General features: G+C 66.3%; 14 protein-coding genes. 9 read left to right on the forward strand and 5 right to left on the reverse strand.

What is annotated here, in order from left to right; genetic code table 11:
- Positions 1-139 precede the first annotated feature (139 nt).
- From N2K95_RS08095 to N2K95_RS08105, 3 genes are read left to right on the forward strand one after another with little or no spacing between them, the layout of a single operon-like run.
- Positions 140-1,012 carry a shikimate dehydrogenase gene (locus tag N2K95_RS08095; protein ID WP_260653670.1) on the forward strand — a complete coding sequence of 291 codons (873 nt, stop codon included), beginning with the start codon at positions 140-142 and terminating at the stop codon, positions 1,010-1,012.
- Positions 1,013-1,031: 19 nt separating this feature from the next.
- Positions 1,032-2,924, forward strand: a complete 1,893-nt coding sequence (locus tag N2K95_RS08100; protein WP_260653671.1) for a bifunctional sugar phosphate isomerase/epimerase/4-hydroxyphenylpyruvate dioxygenase family protein — start codon at positions 1,032-1,034, stop codon at positions 2,922-2,924.
- Entirely contained in the window at positions 2,925-3,680 is a 756-nt protein-coding gene (locus N2K95_RS08105) for an IclR family transcriptional regulator domain-containing protein (RefSeq protein ID WP_260653672.1), read from the forward strand.
- Here N2K95_RS08105 and glsA read toward each other — a convergent pair.
- The 3 genes from glsA to N2K95_RS08120 are packed head-to-tail and all read right to left on the reverse strand — an operon-like array spanning position 3,677 to position 7,728.
- Positions 3,677-4,627 (reverse strand): glutaminase A, encoded by a 951-nt coding sequence (gene glsA, locus N2K95_RS08110; protein ID WP_260653673.1) that lies wholly within the window; start codon positions 4,625-4,627, stop codon positions 3,677-3,679. The genes N2K95_RS08105 and glsA overlap by 4 nt on opposite strands.
- A complete protein-coding gene (gene gadC / locus N2K95_RS08115) occupies positions 4,624-6,330 on the reverse strand; it encodes a putative glutamine/gamma-aminobutyrate antiporter GadC (protein WP_260653674.1) in 1,707 nt (568 codons plus the stop codon). The genes glsA and gadC overlap by 4 nt, the downstream gene beginning before the upstream one ends.
- Before the next feature lie 18 nt (positions 6,331-6,348).
- The gene (locus N2K95_RS08120) at positions 6,349-7,728 is read right to left on the reverse strand and encodes a glutamate decarboxylase (RefSeq protein ID WP_260651163.1); all 1,380 of its coding nucleotides are present in this window, start codon (positions 7,726-7,728) and stop codon (positions 6,349-6,351) included.
- Between the two features lie 299 nt (positions 7,729-8,027).
- Here N2K95_RS08120 and N2K95_RS08125 point away from each other — a divergent pair, with 299 nt between their 5' ends.
- The 4 genes from N2K95_RS08125 to N2K95_RS08140 all read left to right on the forward strand — a co-directional run bounded on the left by N2K95_RS08125 (position 8,028) and on the right by N2K95_RS08140 (position 12,225).
- Positions 8,028-8,438 (forward strand): Hsp20/alpha crystallin family protein, encoded by a 411-nt coding sequence (locus N2K95_RS08125; protein ID WP_260651164.1) that lies wholly within the window; start codon positions 8,028-8,030, stop codon positions 8,436-8,438.
- A gap of 43 nt (positions 8,439-8,481) precedes the next feature.
- Positions 8,482-10,491 carry an MFS transporter gene (locus N2K95_RS08130; RefSeq protein WP_260651165.1) on the forward strand — a complete coding sequence of 670 codons (2,010 nt, stop codon included), beginning with the start codon at positions 8,482-8,484 and terminating at the stop codon, positions 10,489-10,491.
- A 163-nt stretch (positions 10,492-10,654) separates the two neighbouring features.
- The gene (locus N2K95_RS08135) at positions 10,655-11,986 is read left to right on the forward strand and encodes an inorganic phosphate transporter (protein WP_260653763.1); all 1,332 of its coding nucleotides are present in this window, start codon (positions 10,655-10,657) and stop codon (positions 11,984-11,986) included.
- Positions 11,983-12,225: a hypothetical protein gene (locus tag N2K95_RS08140; RefSeq protein WP_304659252.1), complete on the forward strand. Its 243-nt coding sequence runs from the start codon at positions 11,983-11,985 to the stop codon at positions 12,223-12,225. Before N2K95_RS08135 ends, N2K95_RS08140 begins: the two co-directional genes overlap by 4 nt.
- Positions 12,226-12,312: 87 nt before the next feature.
- On the opposite strand, the gene N2K95_RS08145 is transcribed toward N2K95_RS08140, so the two are convergent.
- The gene (locus tag N2K95_RS08145; protein ID WP_260653764.1) at positions 12,313-13,386 is read right to left on the reverse strand and encodes an alkene reductase; all 1,074 of its coding nucleotides are present in this window, start codon (positions 13,384-13,386) and stop codon (positions 12,313-12,315) included.
- A gap of 188 nt (positions 13,387-13,574) precedes the next feature.
- Here N2K95_RS08145 and N2K95_RS08150 point away from each other — a divergent pair, with 188 nt between their 5' ends.
- On the forward strand, positions 13,575-14,120 hold the full coding sequence (locus tag N2K95_RS08150; RefSeq protein WP_260651166.1) for a dihydrofolate reductase family protein: 546 nt from the start codon (positions 13,575-13,577) through the stop codon (positions 14,118-14,120).
- Here N2K95_RS08150 and N2K95_RS08155 read toward each other — a convergent pair.
- Positions 14,117-14,605 carry a PaaI family thioesterase gene (locus tag N2K95_RS08155; protein ID WP_260651167.1) on the reverse strand — a complete coding sequence of 163 codons (489 nt, stop codon included), beginning with the start codon at positions 14,603-14,605 and terminating at the stop codon, positions 14,117-14,119. The two genes, N2K95_RS08150 and N2K95_RS08155, sit on opposite strands and share 4 nt — an antisense overlap.
- 64 nt (positions 14,606-14,669) lie before the next feature.
- Here N2K95_RS08155 and polA point away from each other — a divergent pair, with 64 nt between their 5' ends.
- Positions 14,670-17,438, forward strand: a complete 2,769-nt coding sequence (gene polA / locus N2K95_RS08160) for a DNA polymerase I (RefSeq protein ID WP_407080144.1) — start codon at positions 14,670-14,672, stop codon at positions 17,436-17,438.
- Positions 17,439-17,481 lie beyond the last annotated feature (43 nt).

A 17,481-nucleotide genomic window follows, 5' to 3' on the forward strand; every position in this document is an offset into this window, starting at 1 on the left:
GCGCACCTGTGTGCATTCTCCGTACACTTGAAGTAATGTAGCCCACAGTTATGGGCCGGGCAAGCCGCGGCCAAATCGGCCCGCGTTCGTCGGAACCGGCCCTGCACACGTATGCACATGCACCGGAAGGAACAGCACCATGAGCGGCACCGGGGAATCATTCGTTGTCGGATTGATCGGGGAGGGCATTACGGCTTCCCTCACTCCTCCCATGCATGAAAAGGAAGCGGATCAGCAGGGCCTGCGCTACATCTACCGGCCCATCGACCTCACCGTCCTGAACCGCCCGGGCACCGACGTGGGAGCGCTGCTGCGCGCCGGCCGGGACCTGGGCTTCAACGCTTTCAACGTTACCCATCCCTGCAAGCAATTGGTCCTCGCTGAACTGGATGTTGTGTCCGACGACGCCGCCCGGCTGGGCGCTGTCAACACGGTCCTGATCCGGGACGGCCGGTTCATCGGACACAACACCGATTTCTCCGGCTTCGGCGGGGCGCTGGCCGGCGGGCTTCCGGATGCCGCACTGGATTCGGTGGTCCAGCTGGGCGTGGGCGGGGCCGGTGCGGCCGTGGCCTATGCCCTGCTCAAGGCGGGTACCGGCGAGCTGACCCTGCTGGACCTGGATCCTGTGCGTGCTGCCGAGCGCGCCGCAGCGCTGTCCGGGCTTTTCCCGGACCAGCGGATCACCGCAGGCACGCCGGCGGACCTCCCCTCGGTCCTGCCCGGAGCCGACGGCCTGGTCCATGCCACACCGGTGGGGATGCATTCCCATCCCGGCATCGCCGTGGACCTGGACCTGCTCAGTTCCTCCCAGTGGGTGGCCGACGTCGTCTACCGTCCGGTGGAAACGGAACTGATCCGCGGAGCCCGGGAGCGCGGGTGCCGGGTGCTGGACGGCGGCCGGATGGCCGTGGGCCAGGCCGTGGACGCCTTCGAACTGATCACCGGCATCCGTCCCGACGCCGCGCGGATGCTCACCCACTTCCACGAACTGATTAGCCAGGGCCGCTGAAGGCCGGGACCGGAGCACCATGCGTACGTCAATTGCCACCGTCTGCCTGAGCGGGACGCTCGAAGAGAAAATGCGCGCCTGCGCGGATGCCGGTTTCGACGGCATTGAAATCTTCGAGCCGGACCTTTTGGTGTCCCCGTCCAGCCCGGAGCAGATCCGCGCCCTGGCGGACACCCTGGGACTGACCCTGGACCTGTACCAGCCGTTCCGCGACTTCGAAGGCGTGGAGGAGCCCCTCCTGACTGCCAACCTGGACCGGGCCCGGGCCAAGTTCGAGCTGATGAACCGCCTGGGCATCGGGACCATGCTGCTGTGCAGCAACGTGGGCACGGCGACCATTGACGACGACGCCGCGGCGGCGGACCAGCTGCGCCGGCTGGGGAAGCTGGCTGCAGGCTACGGGGTAAAGGTTGCCTACGAAGCCCTTGCCTGGGGCCGCTACGTGAATGACTTCGAGCATGCCCAGCGCATTGTGGACCTCGCCGACCACCCGCAGATCGGCACCTGCTTGGACAGCTTCCACATCCTCTCCCGCGGCTGGGACCCGGCTGCGATCGAAAAAATCCCCGCGGAGAAGATCTTCTTCGTCCAGCTCGCCGACGCGCCGGAACTGTCCCTGGATGTCCTCTCCTGGAGCCGGCACTACCGGGTCTTTCCGGGAGAGGGCGCATTCGACCTGGTGCGGTTCATGGCCCACCTGGTCCGCAGCGGCTATGACGGGCCGGTGTCCCTGGAGATCTTCAACGACGTGTTCCGGCAGACCGCCGAGGACCGCACCGCCGTGGACGCCATGCGGTCCCTCATCTGGCTGGAGGAGCGCACGGCGTCGTACCTCGCACGGCACGACGCCGGCACGCACTATCCCATGTCCCTCGCGACCCTGCCGAGCGTGGCCGAGCCCACCGGCTTCAACTTCGCCGAGGTCAAGGCCGGGAGCCCGGACACGGTGTCCGCGCTCCTGCATCAGCTGGGCTTCACCTTCGCCGGGCGGCACCGGACCAAACCCGTGCAGCTGTGGACCTCCGGCACGGCGCGGGTGATCATCAACGGGCAGCAGGCCGGGGGAATGGAACCGGGCATCTCCGCGCTGGGGCTGGATGTGCAGGACCCGCAGGCTGCGGCGTCCCGTGCGGTGCAGCTGCGCGCCCGGCCTGTCAGCCGGCGCAGCCAGGCGGACGAGCAGGTGCTGCAGGCCGTGTTTGCCCCGGATTCCACGGAGGTCTTCCTCTGCGAGGCCACCGCCGACGGCACGGCCGCGTGGGCGGACGAATTCGGACCTGCGGCAGAGAACGGTCCCGGCGGAACCGGCCCTGACGAACCCGCCGGACAGCCGCTGATTTCGGCCATTGACCATATCAACCTGTCGCAGCCCTGGCAGCACTTCGACGAAGCCGTCCTTTTCTACGAATCCACGCTTTCCCTGACTCCCATTGCCTCGCAGGAGGTTCCCAGCCCCATGGGCCTGGTCCGCAGCCAGGTGATGCGCAGCGCCGACGGCGGGGTGCGGCTGGCGCTGAACATCGCCCCGCTGATCGTGGAATCCGAGCCCGGCGGCGCGGAGTACCCCCAGCACGTGGCCTTCACCTCCACCGATCTGGTCGCCACCGCCCGCCAGGCCGCCGAAAGGGGGCTGCGGTTCCTGCCCGTGCCGGCCAATTACTATGAGGACCTGGCCGCCCGCTTCCGGCTTGATCCGGGGTTCCTGGCCGAACTACAGGATCTGAACCTGCTGTATGACCGCGACGGCGACGGCGAATTCCTGCACTTCTACACGGGCACCGTGGGCAATGTGTTCTTCGAAGTGGTGGAGCGGCGCGGCGGGTATGAGGGCTACGGTGCACCCAATGCCCCCGTCCGGCTGGCGTCCCAGTACCTTGCCTCCCGCGGGGAGCCGAAACGGAAGGCAGGTTAAGTGGAGGCCGCAGACGGCTATTACGTGAAGTCGGTGGAGAAGGCCTTCGCCGTGCTGGGCACCTTCACGTTGAACGTGCCCGAACACACCGTCAGCTCCGCAGCCGCGGCGGCAGGCATCAGCCGGGCTGCGGCTCGCCGGTTCCTCCTTACCCTCCGGGACCTGGGTTACCTGGGCTTTGACGGAACCACGTTCCGGCTGGCGCCGCGCACCCTGGATATCGGTTCCTCGTTCCTGGCACACCTCTCGCTGCCGCACGCGGCTGAGCCGCACCTGAAGCAGCTCTCCGCGGACCTCGGTGAGACCACGTCGCTGTGCATCCTGGACGGGTCCGACGTCGTCTACGTTTCGCGGATCACCTCGCCCCGCCTGATGCGGGTGGCAGTCAACGTCGGCACCCGGTTCCCGGCCTGGGCCACGTCCATGGGCAGGGTGCTGCTGGCGTCCCTCCCTGAGGCGGAGCAGGAAGCGTACTTCGACACGGTGGAACTGCTGCCCTACACCGCGCACACCGTCCGCACCGTGGAGGAGCTGCGGAAGGCAGTGCACGACGCCGGCGATCGGGGCTGGTCACGGGTGGCCGACGAGCTGGAAGACGGCCTGCGGGGCGTGGCCGTTCCGGTCCGCAGCGGCGACGGCACAGTTGTGGCCGCTGCGAACGTGTCGCTGCAGCTGCACAGCTCGGCACGTGCGGAGGAGACCGTGATCCCGCCGCTGCGGGCAGCCGCGGACCGGATCGGCCGCGACCTCGGCTAGTCGCTGTACTCGCTGGCCTTGTAAATGCTCAGGCCCAGCGCCGCGGCAACCTGCGCGACCGCCCGCTGTGCCTTGACGCTGTTGCCCACCTCATCCAGCGGCGGCGCGAACCCGGCAATAGCCAGTTTGCCGGGCATGATGGCCAGGATGCCGCCGCCCACGCCGGACTTACCGGGCAGCCCCACCCGGTAGGCCCAGTCTCCGGAAGCGGTGTACATGCCTTCCATGGTCATTTCCGCGAGCATGGCCGGGATGTTAGCCGCGGAGACCACCCGGTCTCCGGTCAGGGGGTTGATGCCCTTGTTCGCGATGGTGGCGCCCATGGCGGCCAGGTCCCGGGCGGTGACCAGGGTGGAACACTGCCGGGTATACACGTCGCACGCCTCCATTGGATCCGAATACATGGTGCCGCCCGAATACAGCAGCCAGGCTATGGCCCGGTTGTGGAAGTTGGTGGACTGTTCGGAGTCGTTCACCTCGTCGCTCAGACTGATTCTCCGGCCGGCGAAAGCACTCTGGACCTGCAGGATCGCCTCCCACCGATCCTCGGCGTTGTCTCCCGGAATCAGTGAAACGGTGGACATGGCCCCCGCGTTGACCAGGGGAGACACCGGAGTGTCGCCGTGCAGCGCAACGGAGATCACCGAGTTGAACGGTTCCCCGGTGGGGTCCGCCCCGACCTTCTCCTGGAAGGTTTCCAGTCCCACCTGTTCCATCGCCCATGCCATGGAGAACACTTTGGAAATGGATTCCAGCGCGAACTCGAACCCGGTGTCACCGGCTTCGAACAAGGCTCCGTCCGCCGTCATCGCGCAGACCCCGAAAAGGTCCGGATTTACCGACGCCAGATACGGGATGTAGCCGGCGTTCCTGCCCCCGGAGTCGTTCCGGTGGTCCGCATAAGCGGTCCGGACAGCAGCTTCTACCGCGGAATCGTTCAGCCTCATACCGCGGAGCTCCCGCCTGAGGTTCCCTTGCCGCGCCTCGTGCCCGTTGGCGCCGCCGGGACGGTGTCCGGTGCCGCTGCGGCAGGCTCCCCGTGCCCCCCGCCGCCGTCAGCGTGCGAGAACGTCATCGGTGAACCTGAAGCCTCAGCTTCACGGGTGAGCTGCTGGGTGGAAATGCTGGACTCGGTGACCGTCCCGGGATGCGTATGTTCAATCTGCCAGGTGAACGGAACGAACGCGCTGGAGCCGTCGCGCCAATGCGGTTTGCGGAAGGCATAGATCACGAACGGCAGGATCACCATCACCACTGCTCCGCCCACCAAGATGCCCACGTACACTTCCGGGGATCCCACGGAGATCTGGTCCGGCGGGATGAAGCTGAAGGCGAAAGCCATCAGCGAACCGAGGAAACCCACGCCGCCGATGATCCACATTCCCACGTCGCCTCCGGGCACGCGGTAGGGCCGCGGACGGTTCGGCTGGCTGTAGCGCAGGTAAATCGCGGCAGCGAACATCAGCATGTACATGATGAGGTACAGGATCACCGTCAGCTGGCTCAGGATCTGGTAGGCGGCCTGCACCGAGGGCAGCACTACATAGGTCAGTCCCAGGCCGGTGACCATGAAGGCCTGGAAGAACAGGATGTGGGTGCCCATGCCGTTCTTGTTGGTGTGCTGCCAGAAGCGGGGCAGGTAGCCTGCTTTCGCCACGGCGAGCATGCCTGTTGACGGACCTGCCACCCAGGTCACCACACCCGCGAGGACGCCGATCAGCAGCATAAACGCGACTATCGGTCCGGCCCAGCCGATGCCGGCCCACTCGAACATGTCGTTGTAGGAGGTCAGCAGGGACTGGGTGAGGTTGATGTCGGCCTGGGGCACCACGAACGCGATGGCCAGGGTTCCCAGCACGAAGATGATGACCGTGCCCGCCGCCGCGGTCAGCACCGCGATCGGGTAGTCCCGGGTGGGGTTCTTGACCTCTTTCACGTGGATGGCGTTCATTTCCATGCCGGCGTAGAACAGGAAGATCGATGCCGCGAGCACCACGTTGGAGAAGTTGCCGAAGTCCGGAATAAGTTCGCCCCAGCCCATCTGGATCTGCGGGGTATTGCCCGCAAAGAAGTAGGCGAAACCGAGAACGATCAGAATCACCGCCGGGATGATGGTGCCGATGATGCCGCCCCATTGGCTCACCCGCGAGAAGGCCTTCGCGCCCCGGAAGGCAATGAACGTGGCCAGCCAGTAGACCACCAGGACAACCGCCAGGACGAAGAGCTTATTGCCGGCCAGCTGCGCATCCAGGTTCTGGTTGTCCCCGGTGTACGCAAGCGACACGGCGCCGAACGTCAGGACAGTGGGGAACCAGATGGTGACCTCGATGAAGAGCATAAACATGGCCAGGAAGGCCCACCGCGGTCCGAAGGCCTCGCCGACCCACCGGAAGACCCCGCCCGTTTCCGGCCAGCCGGTGGCCAGCTCGGCCGCCACGATGGAGACCGGAATCAGGAAGACGACGGCGGCCAGGACGTAGTAGAAAATCGAGCTCAGGCCGTACTCGGCCTCCGACGGAAGTCCGCGGAGACTGACCACGGCCACAATGTTCATCACGGCCAGGGCGCCGATGGTGATTTGCGCATTCTGCTTCGACTTCGCCCGCTGCTGGTTCGCTGCGGAGGAATTTGCTGCCTTCGAATCGCTCATATAACCCACCTCCTGGGATTAGTGATGGAATCCGGGATGCTCCGCCTCGCGGGGCATCGGGGCGCTGAGCTGCTCGAGGTACGTCGTTTCGCGGCGGATGTCCGCCAGCAGCTTGTCCGCCAGGTCCATGCTCAGGCCGTTGCGGACCACAATCCGTTCCACCGTCAGGTTCGAGAGGTCGTCCGGCAGGGGATAGGCGGGCACCAGCCAGCCCCTGGTGCGGAGCCGGTCGGCCAGGTCATACAGGTTCCACTTGTCCGTATGGCCTTCCTTCAGGCGCCACGCGAAGACCGGGATGTCCGAACCGTCGTTCCACAGCTCGAAGGGGCCCAATTCCGCGATCGCTCCGGAGAGATGCAGCGCAACGTCCTGCGATGCCTGCTGGATCCGCGCATACCCGTCGCGGCCCAGGCGAAGGAACAAATAGAACTGCAGGACTACCTGCGCGCCGGGGCGGGAGAAGTTCAGGGCGAAGGTCGGCATGTCCCCGCCGAGATAGCTGACATAGAAGATCAGGTCCTCCGGAAGCCACTGCCGTTCCCGCCAGACCACCCAGCCGAGGCCCGGATAGACGAGGCCGTATTTATGGCCGGAAGTGCTGATTGAGTGGACCCGTTCCAGCCGGAAATCCCATTCCAGGTCCTGTTGGATGAACGGAGCGATCATGGCACCGGACGCCCCGTCCACATGGATGGGAATGTCCAGGCCCGTGGAGGACTGGATTTCGTCGAGCTTGGCGGCGATCTGCTGTACCGGCTCATACATGCCGGTGTAGGTCACACCCATGATCGCGACGACGCCGATGGTGTTTTCATCGACGTAGTTCTCCAGCCCGAAGCCGTCCAGGCATTTATGCTCCTCGCTGATGGGCACCAGCCGAGGCTCCACGTCGAAGTAATTGCAGAACTTCTCCCAGCACACCTGCACCGCTGAACTCATCACGAGGTTGGGCTTATCCGTCGGTTTTCCCTCGCTGCGGCGCCGGTGCTGCCACAGCCGCTTGAATGCCAGTCCGCCCAGCATGCAGGCTTCGGAGGAACCGACGGTCGAGGTGCCGATGGTTTCCCGGGGGGACGGCGCATGCCACAGATCGGCAAGGATCTGCCAGCAGTTCTGCTCAATCTGCGCGGTCTGCGGGTACTCGTCCTTGTCGATCATGTTCTTGTCGAACGTCTCGCTGTAGAGCCGGTTCGCGTGGTCGTCCATCCAGGTACTGACGAAGGTCGCCAGGTTCAGCCGGGCGTTGCCGTCCAGCATGGTCTCGTCGTGGACAATCTGGTAGGCCGTTTCCGGCAGCATTTCGCCGTCGTTCAGCCGATACTTCGGGGCGGCGGTCTCTTCGCCGGGACGGGCAAAAAGTGGATTTACGGAAAGGGAATCAGGATTATTGTGCGCCATTTGGAGGCCTCTCATTGACAGGATGCCTACCGGCATCGGGCCGTAGTGAACGGCGGTGGGTGTCCACAAAGGGCTGCGCGCAGGAAAAACTCTACGCGCGCCGAAAATCCATGACTAGGCCCGGCCGCCGCTTAGTAGCGGCGCAGGCCAAAACGCGCAAAAAGCCGGCCGGGGCCGGGGAAAACCCCGGCATTCCATTGAGGACGGCACGCGGCCGGACGTAGCCTTGCTGCACCGTTTGTTCCTTCCGGCGCCCCGGCCCTCCGCCGCCGGGCCGGGCAAGAGAGAAAGAGAATTCCATGGCTTCCCTTGCACGACGCGAGCGTTTTGAACTGCCCGACCAGGTCCGCAGGTTTTTCGAGGGGGACTGGGAGGTTCCGGCATTCCCGGTCGAGGAATACCAGGACGGTTCGGCCATGGTGATCCGGGCCGAACTGCCCAACATCAATCCCGAGCAGGACCTCGACGTCACCGTCAGCGACGGGATCCTGCACATCAAGGGGGAGCGGAAGGAACGAACCGAGCATAAGGGAAAGCACGGGTACCGTTCCGAATTCCGCTACGGGTCGTTCACCCGGGAGATCGCGCTGCCCTCCGGCGCCAGCCAGGACAACGTCACGGCCTCCTACAACGACGGCGTCCTGGAAATCCGTGTGCCGGTCCCCGAATCCGGACCGTCGTCCACCAAGATTCCCGTCTCGCGGGGCTAGTCCGTCCTTCCGCAGCCTGCATCACCGAGCCTGAAGGACCGGTATGAGCGCCGAGCCCGCAGCACGCAGGAGCGCGCGGAGGTTCCCCGACTGGCTGGTCATCGCCACGCTGGGGTGCGGCGGGATTGTGGTCTCGCTGGAGAAAACGGCCGTGGTCCCGCTGCTGCCGGAGTATCCCCGGATTTTCGGGGTCACTTCTGATGACGTCTCCTGGATGGTCACCGTCACCCTGCTCTCCGCAGCGGTGGCCACCCCCATCGTGTCCCGTCTGGCGGACATGTACGGCAAGCGCCGGATGCTGCTGCTGGCAATGGTCCTCATGGTTGCCGGCGCTTTCACGGCCTCGATCGGGGGGACGTTTACCTGGGCCCTCATCGGACGGGGGCTGCAGGGGGCCGCCGGTGCCGTGATCCCGGTGGGCATCAGCATCCTCCGGGACGCCCTGCCGCAGCAGAAAATCGCCGGGGCGGTGTCGCTGATGAGCGCGAGCTTCGGCATCGGCAGCGCCCTGGGACTTCCCCTCTCCGGGCTGGTCTACGAACGGCTCGGCTGGCAGGCCACGTTCTGGGTGGTGGGGGTCGTCGGCGTGCTGCTGATTGCCGCCGTCGTTGTTTTCGTTCCGGAGTCCACGGTCCGCAGCCCGGCCCCCTTTGACTACGCCGGCGCGTTCCTGCTGTCCGCCGGCATGACGGCGGTGCTGCTGGCCATTACCAAGGGCGGGGTCTGGGGGTGGAGCAGTTATCCGGTCCTTGGGCTGTTAGCCGCCGCGGCCGTTTCCTTTGCCTTGTGGTTTCCCGCGGAGCTGCGCACCGGCCAGCCCCTGGTGGACCTGCGGACCTCCGCCCGGCGGCCGGTGCTGCTCACCAATATCGGAGCCGTCCTGGTCGGGTTTTCGATGTACGCCAATATGCTCGTCACCACGCAGCAGCTGCAGCTGTCGAGGGAAACCGGTTACGGCTTCGGGCTCAGTGTGCTGGCCGCCGGACTCACCATGATCCCCTCGGGGCTGGCGATGGTGGCAGTTGCCCCGGTGTCTGCGCGCATCACCAACACCTACGGAGCCAGGGCCACCCTGGTCACCGGCTGCTCGGTCATGGCCGCCGGGTATCTCGTCCGGGTCCTTTTCGTGCAGACCGTTCCGGAAATCATTATCGGGGCGGTGATCGTCTCGGTGGGCACCGCAATTTCGATGGCAGCCATGCCGACCATCATCATGAGCAACGTTCCGCTGACCGACACCGCGGCGGCGAACGGCGTCAACACCCTGCTCCGGTCCGTAGGCACCTCCACCTGCAGCGCCGCAGTGGCAACGATCCTTGCCTCGCTGACGGTCAGTATCGGCGGCGGCACCTTTCCGGGCCTGGATGCCTTCCGCACCATTTTCGTGCTGGCCGGCTTCGCCGCCCTGGCCGCTACGGGCGTGGCCTGCCTCATTCCGCGCTCCGGCAGCCGGGAAGCCACCCATCCGGACCTGCACTCCGGCACCGGTACCCGGGAGCCGCGGCCGGCGGAGCAGAAACGGGAGATCCTGGTCCGCGGACGGCTCCTTGCGGCAGCGGACGGCAGGCCCGTGGGCCGGGGCACCGTCACGGTGCTGGACAGCGAGGGCGGGCCGGTGGACTGGGGCCGGGCCGACGACGACGGCCGCTATGCCGTCCTGCTTCCGGGCGGCGGGCGGTACGTCATGGTGGCCAGCCAGGTCCGCTGGCGGCCGGTTTCCGAGGTGCTGGCCTTCCCGGATGCGTCCGCCAGCCATGACATTCACTTCCGCGAGCAGCTGTCCCTCACCGGCCGGGTCCGGCACGCCGGCCGCCCCGTGGCAGACGCCCTCGTGATCCTGGTCCGGCCCGGAGGCGGGAGCACCGTGTCCACCCGCTCGGACACCAGGGGCAACTACGAGCTGCCCCTGCCGGGTCCCGGCCTGTATGTCCTGGGCATCGTTGAGCCGGACGGACGGACTACGCACTGCCGGCGGGTCCTCCTGCCCGCACCGGACACCGTCATAGACCTGGAACTCGCAGGGCGGGAGCCGCACACCGGCCTGAGGATCTGAGCTCTGCCGCCGCCGGCGAGATTAAGGGCACATCCGCCGCTTTGGTCCGCGCCCGCCTCAGCGCATACGATCAATCTGGCGCAGAGCGGGCGTCGGCAGTTCTACATGCCGAGGCATGACCCGCTGCGCGGATTCTTTCACTCGTCTTTAGATAGGGTATTTGGTGGACCTCACCCTCATGGTCGCGCTGGTGATCGCGCTAGCACTATTCTTCGACTTCACCAACGGTTTTCATGACACCGCCAACGCGATGGCTACCCCCATCGCCACCGGTGCCATCAAACCAAAAACCGCCGTCGCACTGGCGGCCGTGCTTAACCTGGTGGGTGCTTTCCTCTCCACGGAGGTAGCCAAAACCATTTCCGGCGGACTCATCAAGGAAGGTGAGGGCGGGATCCAGATCACTCCGGTCATGATCTTCGCCGGCCTGATGGGTGCAGTCATCTGGAACCTGATCACCTGGCTGCGGGGACTGCCGAGCAGTTCCTCCCACGCCCTGTTCGGCGGTCTCATCGGTGCCGCCATAGTCGGTGCCGGATTCGGTTCGGTGGATTACTCCGTGCTGATGTCCAAGGTTGTCCTGCCGGCGCTGATCGCTCCGTGCATCGCCCTGTTCGTGGCTTACCTCGCCACCAAGCTGGCGTACCGGATCACCCGCCGGCATGATCCCGATTCCGGCAGCAAGCTGCCCCGCAAGCGCGGCGGCTTCCGCTACGCCCAGATCTTCTCCTCCTCCCTGGTGGCCCTGGCACACGGCACCAACGACGCCCAGAAGACCATGGGTGTGATCACCCTTGTCCTGGTTGCCGGCGGCCTGCAGACCTCCGGAACCGGCCCCGAGTTCTGGGTTGTCGCGTCCTGTGCCATTGCCATTGCCGCCGGAACCTACGCCGGTGGCTGGCGCATCATCCGCACCATGGGAACCGGCCTGACCGAGGTCAAGCCGGCACAGGGCTTTGCTGCCGAAACCAGTACGGCCGCCGCCATCCTGGCGTCGTCCCACCTGGGCTTCGCGCTGTCCACCACACAGGTGGCCTCCGGCTCCGTGATCGGTTCGGGCCTGGGCCGCAAGGGCGCCGAGGTCCGCTGGGGCACCGCCGGTAAGGTCGGCGCCGGCTGGCTCCTTACGCTTCCCGCCGCCGCCGCCATGGGTGCCGTCGCGGCCCTCATCGCGTCCATCGGCACTGCAGGTGTGGTCGCAATCGCCATCATCGGCACCCTCACCATCCTCGGCATGTTCCTGTGGTCCCGCCGCAGCCCGGTGAACCACGACAACGCGGTGAGCGACATTGAGAACGCGGGCGAAGTGGTCCGCATCAAGAAGAGCCGCGGCAAGAACAGCGGCAAGGGCAAGCGCAAGTCCGGCGGGAACCGCACTTCCGGCGGCAACCGCACGTCCGGTACGTCCGCCTCCGCCGGTACCCCGGGCAACAACTCCAGCACCACGGGCACGGACGGCAGCTACGCCGGCACCGTCCAGGAAGGTTCCAAATGAATATCCACTGGATGGACTACCTGACGGTCTTCGGCGTCACCCTCGCCGCGGCCCTGACCGTGGTCTGCATCTATTCGTTCGGGGTCCGCCTCTACGCGGTCTCGCTCGACGCGGAGACAGACTCCACCCCGCGCAACCGCGTTGCCCTGGCCAAAGCCGGCGCGTTTGCCTGCTTCGCCCTCAGCGCCGCAGCGGTACTGTTCGGCATTTACCTGATTGTCCCGGCCCTGCACAGCTAGGACCTCCAACACCGGCCAACGCCTCCGGGATAGTCAAAGGCCCGCAGGATCCCTACGGATCCTGCGGGCCTTTGACGTTGCCGGAGCTTAGTTCTGCGACGCAGCTTCGGGAGCGTAGAACGGGTAGTCCGTGTAGCCCTCGGGGCCGAACGAGTAGAACGTGGCGGCGTCCGGCGTGTTCAGCGGCAGGTCTTCCTGCCAGCGGCGCACGAGGTCCGGGTTGGCAATGGCCGGCCGGCCAACGACGACGGCGTCCCCGAGTCCGTCTTCCATGATCGCCAGGGCTTCCTCACGGGTGGTGAGCGGGCCGAACCCCGTGTTGAGCAGTACCTTGCCGCCGAAGCGGGTGCGCAGGGCCTGGACCAGGTCGCCGGCGGGGTCGCGGTGCAGGATGCTCAGGTAGGCGAGTCCCAGCGGAGCCACGGCATCCAGCAGGGCGCCGTAGGTGGCGAGCACATCCTCGGCGTCCATTTCCAGGCAGCCCTGGACATTGTGTTCCGGTGAGATGCGCAGGCCCACCCGGTCGGCGCCGATTTCGGCCGCCACTGCGGAAAGTGTCTCAATGACGAACCGGGCACGGTTCTCCGGGCTGCCGCCGTAGTTGTCCGTCCGCTGGTTCGCCACCGGGGACAGGAATTCGTGGAGGAGGTAGCCGTTGGCGCCGTGCAGTTCCACGCCGTCGAACCCGGCGTCCACCGCTGCCCGGGACCCGCGGACAAAGTCAGCGGTCACCGAAGCCAGTTCCGCGGTCTCCAGCGCGCGCGGCACCGTGTAGGTCTGCTTGCCCTCGTAGGTGTGGGACATGCCGTCCACGGCAATGGCGCTCGGAGCCACCAGATCCAGCCCGCCGTTGATGTTCGGGTGGGTCACGCGGCCTGCGTGCATCACCTGCGCAACGATGCGGCCGCCGGCTGCATGCACGGCGTCCGTGACCTTCCGCCAGCCCTCCAGCTGCTCCGGATCCACGAGCCCGGGCTGGCCCGGGAAACCCTGTCCTTCGCGGCTGGGGTAGGTGCCCTCGCTGACGATCAGGCCGAGGGAGGCACGCTGGCTGTAGTGCTCAACCATCATCGGGCCGGGGATACCCTCGCGGCCGGCGCGCTGGCGGGTCAGCGGAGCCATCACGAGGCGGTTGGACAGCTCGAAGCTGCCCGCGGTCATCGGGGAAAACAGGTTCACTAAATAACTCTTCCTATAGTTGCCGCCGCCGGCACCCGCAGAGGCAGGCCCGGGAACGGCAGTCACGTTCCATAGGCGGCAACCGGGACCCCGCTGAACCTATTCCGCCCGAGGTGTGTTCTGTGGCGCAGCCCATATCTGTTCGGCCTCCGGATGGCTAACATGGCGGCATGGTGCGCACCGTGTACTACGCCTCCGTGTCCCTGGACGGATTCAACGCCCACAACGACGCCGAGCGGCGGGGCAACGGGGGATTCCAGGTGGCGGAATCACCCGCAAACGCCGGCGCCGTCGTGATGGGTGCGGGTACCTATGCCCGGCTGCAGGAGCCGGGGGAGAGCGGTTCCCCTGCGTGGGACTGTCCGCCCAAACCCGTGTGGGTCTACACACACCACGAATTTCCCGGCGTCCCGGGGGCCGACATTATGTTTGTCCGCGGCCCGGTGGGGGAATTCGCCGCGGACATCTCGGAGTCGGCCAACGGGGGAGAGATATGGGTGCGCGGCGCCGACCTGGCCGGCCAGTATCTGCATCACGGTCTGCTGGACGAACTGCGCCTCGTGGTGCATCCGGTCCTGCTCAGGCAGGGCCGCCCCCTGCTGCCCCTGCCCCTGCTGCCGGCCGCGGCGCGGCCGGCCGTGCTGCTCAGCGCCGGCCCGTCCGCCGACGGCAGCATCCGCCTCTGCTATGGATTCGGCGCGCGCCCGGACGCTTAGCGGGACTCGCGGATCATGTTCGTGATGCGGGCCGTGGAGAGCCTGCGGCCGTCCTCGTCGGTCATGACTACTTCATGCGTGGTGAGGGTGTTGCCCAGGTGCACGGCGGTGGCCGTTCCGGTGACCAGCCCGGAGGACGCGGACCGGTGGTGCGTGGCACTGATTTCTATTCCGACGGCGTGCCGCCCGGGCCCGGCGTGGATGCCGGCGCCGAAGGAGCCGAGGGTCTCGGCGAGGACCAGGTGCGCGCCGCCGTGCAGGATGCCCGCCACCTGTTCGTTGCCCTCCACGGGCATGGTCGCCACCAGCCGGTCCGCAGTCATTTCGAGGAAGCGGATGCCCATCTTTGCCACCAGCCGGCCGACGCCGTGCGCGGACAGCCAGTCATGCATCTCCTCCGGCACACCGGCGTCGATGAGTTCCTGCTTGTGGGGGTTGGTGTCCGCCTGACGGCCGGCAGGGCCCGGCGTGAAAATCTCGCTCATGGCAACTAGGCTTGCATTTGTGAGTGAATCTACCAAACTGGCCACGACCCCCCTTAACGGCAACATGAACGGCGACACGGAAGACAGCACTACCACCGTCGAAACCTCCAGCACCCCGTCTGCCGGTGCAGCCGCCGCTTCCCTGGGAACCGTGAACGCCGGAGGGCACAACCGGTTGCTGGTGATTGACGGGCACTCCATGGCGTTCCGGGCCTTCTACGCGCTCCCCGCCGAGAACTTCTCCACCGACACCGGCCAGCACACCAACGCCGTCTACGGTTTTACCTCCATGCTGATCAACCTGATCAAGGAGGAGAAGCCCACTCACGTGGCCGTCGCCTTTGACCTGGATACCCCTACGTTCCGGTCGGAGGAATACACCGAATACAAGGGCGGGCGGAACAAGACCCCCGAGGAGTTCCACGGCCAGATTGACCTGATTATCAAGGTCATGGAAGCCATGCGCATTCCCACCCTGTCGATGGACGGGTACGAAGCGGACGACATCCTGGCAACCCTGGCGGAAAAGGCCTCCGCCCTCAACTGGGACGTTATGGTCGTTTCCGGAGACCGGGATGCCTTCCAGCTGGTGGATGACCACGTCACCGTGTTCTACCCGAAGAAGGGGGTCTCCGACCTGCCGCGGATGGACGCGGCAGCCGTGGAAGCCAAGTACCTGGTTCCCCCGGACAAGTACTCCGACCTCGCCGCCCTCGTGGGTGAGAGTGCGGACAACCTCCCCGGCGTTCCCGGCGTCGGACCCAAGACCGCTGCGAAGTGGATCAAGCTTTACGGCGGGCTCGAGGGGATTCTCGAGAACCTGGACTCCATCAAGGGCAAGGTCGGCGATTCCCTGCGCGAGAACATCGAAGACGTCAAGCGGAACCGGCGCCTGAACCGGCTGCTCCGGGACCTGGACCTTCCCGTGGAGCTTGAGGCCATGGCTGCCCGCCGGCCGGACCGGGAGGCCATCGAGGAACTCTTCGACGCCCTGCAGTTCAACGCACTGCGCAAGCGGCTCTTCGACGTCTACGGGGAAGAAGAGGGCGAGAGCGCCGCGCACAACGAAGTGGCCGCGCCCGCACACAGCATCATCACCGACGCCGGGGAGCTCGCGACCTGGATCCGCGCCACCAACCAGGCCCGGACAGCCGTGCAGCTGGTCACCGAGGGTGCGGCAGGGGCACGCGACGTCGTCGGCCTTGCCCTCGTCACCGATGCAGCCGCCGCCTACGTGCCCCTGACCGAACTCGACGCCGACGCCGAGCAGGTCCTCGCGGCCTGGCTGGCGGACCGGGACGCGCCGAAGGTGGTGCACGATTTCAAGGAGGCCTACAAGGCCCTCGCCGCCCGCGGCCTTCACCTGGCCGGGGAAGTCGACGACACCGCCATTTCCGGCTACCTGATCCAGCCGGACCGCCGCAGCTACGAGCTGGCGGACCTGGCCCAGTACCACCTGCGGATGAACATTGTGCCGGCCGTGGCCGCCAGCAACCAGCTGGAACTGTCCCTCGGCGATGAGGACGCAGCCACGCCCGCCGTATCCAAGGCCTTTGCCGCCCTGCGGCTGAGCGAGCACTTTGCCGGCCAGCTCGTGGAGCGCGGTGCCTACCAGCTGCTCGGCGGGCTGGAACTGCCGTTGTCCGAGGTCCTCGCGGAAATGGAACTGGCCGGCATTGCCGTGTCCTCCGAGAAGCTGGACCGGCTGCTGGACGATTTCAGCGCCACCATTACCCGTGTGAGCGAGGAAGCCTTCCGGATCATCGGCAAGGAGATCAACCTCGGCTCCCCGAAGCAGCTGCAGGCGGTCCTGTTCGACGAGCTCGGCCTGCCGAAGACCAAGAAGATCAAGACCGGGTACTCCACCGACGCGGACGCGCTGACGGACCTGATCGTGAAGACCGGACACCCGTTCCTGGAGCAGCTGCTGGCGTTCCGTGACGCGTCCAAGCTGCGTTCCACGGTGGAGGGGCTGCGGAAGTCCGTGGCCGACGACGGCCGCATCCACACCACCTACGCGCAGACGGTGGCGGCCACCGGACGGCTGTCCTCGATCAACCCGAACCTGCAGAACATCCCGATCCGTTCCGAAGAGGGCCGCCGCATCCGCGAGGTCTTCGTGGTCGGTGAAGGCTACGACTCGCTGCTCACCGCGGACTACTCGCAGATCGAAATGCGCATCATGGCGCACCTGTCCGGCGACGAAGGGCTGATCTCCGCCTTCCAGGCGGGCGAGGACCTGCACCGCTTTGTCGGTTCGCACGTGTTCAACGTGGCGCCCGAAGAGGTCACCAGTGCCATGCGCTCGAAGGTCAAGGCCATGTCCTACGGCCTGGTCTACGGACTGAGTTCGTTTGGCCTGTCCAAGCAGCTGGCCATCCCGGTGGATGAAGCCCGAACCCTCATCCGCGACTACTTCGAGCGGTTCGGTGCCGTGCGCGACTACCTGCGCGGCGTCGTCGAGCAGGCCCGCAAGGACGGTTTCACCTCGACCATCGAGGGCCGCCGCCGGTACCTGCCGGACCTGTCCAGCGACAACCGGCAGCTGCGCGAAATGGCTGAACGTGCGGCGCTCAACGCACCCATCCAGGGATCCGCAGCGGACATCATTAAGAAGGCCATGCTCGGCGTGGACCGGGAACTGAAGGCGCAGGGGCTGAAATCCCGGATGCTGCTGCAGGTCCATGATGAACTGGTCCTCGAAGTCGCCCCCGGAGAGCGGGACGCGGTGGAGAAGCTGGTGCGGGCGCAGATGGGCTCCGCGGCGGATCTGTCTGTTCCGCTGGATGTCTCCGTCGGCGAGGGCATCAGCTGGCACGAGGCAGGGCATTAAGGCGCAGGGCACTAAGCGGGAGGGACCCGCAGCATAGCCACAG

The organism is Arthrobacter zhaoxinii (assembly GCF_025244925.1).
GTDB classification, from domain to species: domain Bacteria; phylum Actinomycetota; class Actinomycetes; order Actinomycetales; family Micrococcaceae; genus Arthrobacter_B; species Arthrobacter_B zhaoxinii.